Origin of the sequence: Psychrobacter sp. (assembly GCF_036731945.1) — a bacterium.
Lineage (GTDB): Bacteria > Pseudomonadota > Gammaproteobacteria > Pseudomonadales > Moraxellaceae > Psychrobacter.
In genome coordinates this window covers 17,714-22,520 of sequence record NZ_DAINDI010000047.1, presented here as the reverse complement: position 1 = coordinate 22,520, position 4,807 = coordinate 17,714, and the positions used below count along the sequence as shown (strand labels likewise).

5 protein-coding genes are annotated in these 4,807 nt (G+C 42.9%); 4 read left to right on the top strand and 1 reads right to left on the bottom strand.

Going from position 1 to position 4,807, the window contains the following annotated elements:
* Positions 1–524, bottom strand: a 524-nt coding sequence (locus tag V7D75_RS10285; RefSeq protein WP_333614490.1) for a LysR substrate-binding domain-containing protein, incomplete at its 3' end; no start/stop codon positions are given.
* Positions 525–998: 474 nt separating this feature from the next.
* Between V7D75_RS10285 and V7D75_RS10280 the strand changes: the two genes are divergently transcribed.
* The 4 genes from V7D75_RS10280 to V7D75_RS10265 all read left to right on the top strand — a co-directional run bounded on the left by V7D75_RS10280 (position 999) and on the right by V7D75_RS10265 (position 4,792).
* Positions 999–1,223 (top strand): hypothetical protein, encoded by a 225-nt coding sequence (locus tag V7D75_RS10280; RefSeq protein WP_333614486.1) that lies wholly within the window; start codon positions 999–1,001, stop codon positions 1,221–1,223.
* Between the two features lie 12 nt (positions 1,224–1,235).
* Positions 1,236–2,921 carry an AmpG family muropeptide MFS transporter gene (locus V7D75_RS10275; protein ID WP_333614489.1) on the top strand — a complete coding sequence of 562 codons (1,686 nt, stop codon included), beginning with the start codon at positions 1,236–1,238 and terminating at the stop codon, positions 2,919–2,921.
* 65 nt (positions 2,922–2,986) lie between these two features.
* The gene (gene prmC / locus V7D75_RS10270; protein WP_333614485.1) at positions 2,987–3,895 is read left to right on the top strand and encodes a peptide chain release factor N(5)-glutamine methyltransferase; all 909 of its coding nucleotides are present in this window, start codon (positions 2,987–2,989) and stop codon (positions 3,893–3,895) included.
* 102 nt (positions 3,896–3,997) lie between these two features.
* A complete protein-coding gene (locus tag V7D75_RS10265; RefSeq protein ID WP_333614484.1) occupies positions 3,998–4,792 on the top strand; it encodes a HesA/MoeB/ThiF family protein in 795 nt (264 codons plus the stop codon).
* The last annotated feature ends 15 nt before the right edge of the window (positions 4,793–4,807 follow it).

Below are 4,807 nucleotides of genomic sequence, written 5' to 3'. Positions count from 1 at the left end.
CGGTAGCAGCGTAGATAATCATTGTGCAACAAAGATTCGGTCGCAATGCCAATATCCGCCTGCCCACGAATAACCATCTGCGCGATGGTCTCGGGATCTGCTTGTTGCAGAATTAAATTAACTTTAGGGAAACGATCTTTAAATTCTTTGACCACTTTTGGCAATACATAACGCGCTTGCGTGTGCGTGGTCGCAATGGTCAGTGTGCCAATATTGGGATTATTAAAATCCAAACTGAGGTTTTCGATGGTCCGGATTTCAGCAAAGATAGATTCGATATGCGGCATCAGTGCCGTGCCCATGGTCGTCAGCCCCGTCAAACGTTTGCCTTGGCGCACGAACACTTCGGTTTTAAGCTGGTTCTCAAGTGCCGCGATATGCTTTGATAGACTCGATTGGCTGGTATGCAGCACGGTGGCCGCTTGACTCAAGTTATAGCCATTGATTACCGTATGCCACACTGTTTCCAACTGTTTGAGCTGGATTTGTAGATGCCGCTGATTGACCACTACGTCGATTGCCATCATTTAACCCTATGTATAAATATACAAACCTCGTCTGTATATAAAAGTAAAAAACTACAAGTATTCAATAAGTCGCTAGTGTAAATCAAAGTTATTATTCTCGTATATAATAAATGGCTATGAATTTATACTAATTTGGAATATAGAGTAATTTATTTTCCTTAAATTGACAATAGGTGTTTAAAGCAATAGATAATGAAAAAAAGATTGTCTTAATGGTTAAGTGAGCTACTGATACATGACGTTACCGTATTGAAATAAACGGTGTTGCCAAATGCTATGGTTATTAAGTTAATGCAAAAACATCTAGTCAAGGTTAGCGTTCTCAAGTACCATAATTCAATTTTGTGCTAACGATGGTTTTTATACAACGCTGAGCAATTTTTATCGATCCTTTTTATCCGTATTACTGAGAAATGATTGATAAAAATTGTGCGCAGTTGTGTTTTTTATCTCAATTTTTGGTGAGTGATTATGTCTGCTGTCCAACCTGTAACGCCTGAACAACCGATTGCCAAAAAATCATGGGCAGAAGCCGCCAAGGCTTATTTAGATTCGCGCGTTATTATCATGCTGTTTTTAGGGTTTTCGGCCGGTATTCCCATTTTACTGATTTTTTCCAGTCTGTCGTTATGGCTAAGAGAAGCCGGGATTGACCGCGGTGTGGTGACGATGTTCAGTTGGGCAGCATTGGGATAATCATTTAAGTTTATTTGGGCGCCATTAATCGACGCGCTGCCAGTGCCTTTTTTGACCAAATGGTTGGGTCGCCGCCGTAGTTGGATGGTGGTATCGCAGCTGCTGATTGTATTGGCTATCTTTTTGATGGCGACGGTCAACCCTATCAGCGAAGACGTGTTGGTTTATATGGCGGGCGCGGCGGTTTTGTTGGGCTTTTCTTCTGCTACCCAAGATATCGTTATTGATGCTTACCGCATTGAGCTGGCACCGCCATCGATGCAGTCTATTTTGTCCTCTATTTATGTGTCAGGTTACCGCATTGGTATGATTGTCGCTGGGGCAGGCGCGCTGTATTTAGCAGATTATTTTGGTTCAACGGAAAGCTTTTATAGTTATGAAGCGTGGCGCAATACCTATTATATTATGGCCGGAGTCATGACTTTAGGTATATTGACTACCTTTGCCAGTTATGAGCCAACCGCTGAGATTTTGCAAAATAATAAACAAAGAAACAACCTCAAAGTTTTCTTAATTTACTCAGCGTTACTATTAATACCGGCGTTGTTGTTTAGCGCCATATATCTTGTCAATATTCTGATTAATAAAGTTTTTGATAGTAGCATTGCGCTGATACCGCTGATGGCCATGCCGAGCATTAAGTTCTACTTTTTAGCGTTGGTTGCTTGTGCACCATTACTACTGCTTTATTTTATGATTAATCAACCTAAGATCATTAATAAAGCGCCATTGGTGGCGGAAACGCGCGAAGACTACGTCAGATTGGTTTTATTGTTTGTGTTTGCCGTCGTCGCATTTATCGCCGCCTATGTTTTGATAGGGCAAGGATTGCCCAAGTTTGAGGGTGTGTTTGTCAGCTTTATCAGTGAGACGCTGCATTTGCTAACAAGCTTAGCCGTAGCGCTGGCAGCGGGTTATGCCTTGGTAAAAGTCGGTTTAGTGAAAAAAGAAATTGCGATGGCGACCTGGATTGAGCCTATCTTAGATTTCTTTAGACGCTATGGTAAAAAGGCATTATTGTTATTGGCCTTGATTGGCTTGTACCGTATCTCAGACATCGTGGCAGGGGTGATATCAAACGTCTTTTATCAAGACATGGGCTTTAGTAAAACCGATATTGCCAATGCGGTCAAACTGGTTGGCGTCATTATGGCGATTTCTGGCGGTTTCTTAGGTGGGCTGTTGGCGCAGCGTTTTCGTATCATGCATGCGATGATGATTGGCGCTATTCTCGCTTGTGCGACCAATTTATTATTTGTGGTGCTGACCTATAATCCAGGCAGTTTGCCCATCATGTATATGGCGGTTATCTTTGATAACTTAGCAGCAGGTCTTGCCAGCGCAGTATTTATCGCTTTTTTATCGGCATTGACTTCTATCCGTTTTACCGCGGTACAGTATGCTATTTTTTCTTCGTTAATGACCTTGATACCTAAAGTCATGGGTGGTTATTCAGGTTCTATCGTTGATAGTATGGGCTATCCGTTCTTCTTTATTTTTACCTTTGCGATTGGTATTCCAATTTTAGCGCTGATTTACTTTGTGGATAAACATATCGTTATTGGTGATAACGATGATATTTATGGCGACAAAGACAATAATGGCGATGGTGAAGGCGGCAGCGGTATTGGCGATAAGTTAACCAAAGCCAATCCAAATCTAACAGATACCAAAGAACCGCCCCGCGCTTCAGAGTAGTTAATGCATGACATATAACCAGTTCAACAGGCTTATTCAGTAAACAGTAATTTTACGAGTTATCTATGACAGCAGCTACCATTGGGCAAATAAAACAGCAAGTTCAGCAGTGGTTAAACGACAGTAAAAATAGTCATTTGCCTTCATTTTGGCTCACTGATTGGTTGTTGTTTGTCATTGAGCAGCCAAGCTCTTTTTTAATCACGGATGAAAACTATCAGCTGAGCGATAGCGAGCTTACGCAATTCCATGCGGGTGTGACTAAGATGCAGCAGGGCACGCCCTTGGCGTATTTAACGGGACAGCAAGAATTTTGGTCGCTGAATTTTAAAGTCAATGAGCATACATTGATACCGAGGCCCGATACTGAGGTATTGATCGAACAAGTATTAGCTTGGATAAACTCTCAACCAAAAAGTGCCGATGGCAATAATAAGCCAAAGCGCCTCTTAGATTTGGGCACTGGCTCTGGCTGTATAGCGATTAGCCTCGCGCATGAGTTAGATAAGCGTCAGCCAAACAATAAGGCTAAAAATTGGCAAGTGGTTGCCGTTGATTTATCGCTAGAAGCGTTAAAAGTCGCTAGGCATAATGCAATGATAAATGAGGTTGCTGCTGATATTAAGTTTATCCAAAGTAGCTGGTATGAAGTGCTGTCTGCTCAGAATGAGCCATTATTCGATGTGATTGTCTCTAATCCGCCTTATATTGATGAAGAAGATGAGCATTTAGCAAGACTGGTCGCCGAGCCGATTAGCGCCTTAAGCGCCCCTAATCATGGACTTGCCGATATAGCGCATATTGTTAAGCAGGCGCCGCAACACTTACGTAAAGGTGGGCTTTTAGCAATTGAGCATGGTTTTGATCAAGGTGCGAAAGTTCGTCAGCTATTTTTCGACAATCGCTTTGAGTCTGTTCATACTGTGCAGGACTTTGGCGGTAATGACAGGGTGACTTTAGGTCAGTTGTTATAATTGGTTTTTAAGAGTAAGTTTTTAAAGGTGAGTCTTTAAAAATAGGTTTTTAATAATGGATATTTTGCTTAAAACTTGTGGTGAAAAATAGTGGTAGAAAGTATGACGCACTCCAAAGAAACAGCGCAGCTAACAGATGCAGAATTGCTGCGTTATGCGCGGCAGATTTTGCTTGATGGCTGGGATATCGATGCGCAGCTACGTTTGAAAGCCTCGCGAGTCGTGATGATTGGGGCTGGCGGTCTCGGTTGTCCTGCTTCTGAGATGTTAGTACGGGCAGGGCTTGGGCAAGTGCACCTGATTGATGATGATGTGATTGAAGCCAGTAATCTGCAACGGCAAACGCTATTTTTACCTGAAGATATTGGCAAACCTAAGGCGCTCACGGCAGCTCATATGCTGACCAAAATTAACCCTTTGGTTAGGGCGCATGGGACAGTGGCCAGATTGAGTGAAGACAATGCTTATGAGCTGCTTGATATGGCATCTGGTAAGCCTGACTTACTTTTAGACTGCACGGATAATTTTGCCACTCGCGATATCATCAACCGTATTAGTGTGCGTTACCAGATTCCGTTATTATCCGCTTCAGCGATAGCCATGCAAGGACAATTGGCACTATATGAGCCGCACTTAAATACCGGCTGCTATCATTGCGTCTTTGGTTCGGTAACAGACGATGCAGCGGCGGATGAACGTACTTGTGCCAATTCAGGGGTACTCGCCACCACGCCCGCTATTATGGGTAACTTGCAAGCCAATGCAGCGCTACAATATCTAGGATTAACCAAAAATCCACTGACAAATAAGCTGTTACTATGGGATGGTAGCCAGATGCAGCAACGGCTGATGGGCTATCGCAAAGATGCGCATTGTCCGATTTGTGCCAAACATTAGCAAATTGCTCAAGCT

Excerpts from the sequence above, each read along its gene's own strand:
- V7D75_RS10280 (WP_333614486.1), top strand. The coding sequence starts at position 999 with ATGTCTGCTGTCCAACCTGTAACGCCTGAACAACCGATTGCCAAAAAA.
- prmC (WP_333614485.1), top strand. The coding sequence starts at position 2,987 with ATGACAGCAGCTACCATTGGGCAAATAAAACAGCAAGTTCAGCAGTGG.
- V7D75_RS10265 (WP_333614484.1), top strand. The coding sequence starts at position 3,998 with ATGACGCACTCCAAAGAAACAGCGCAGCTAACAGATGCAGAATTGCTG.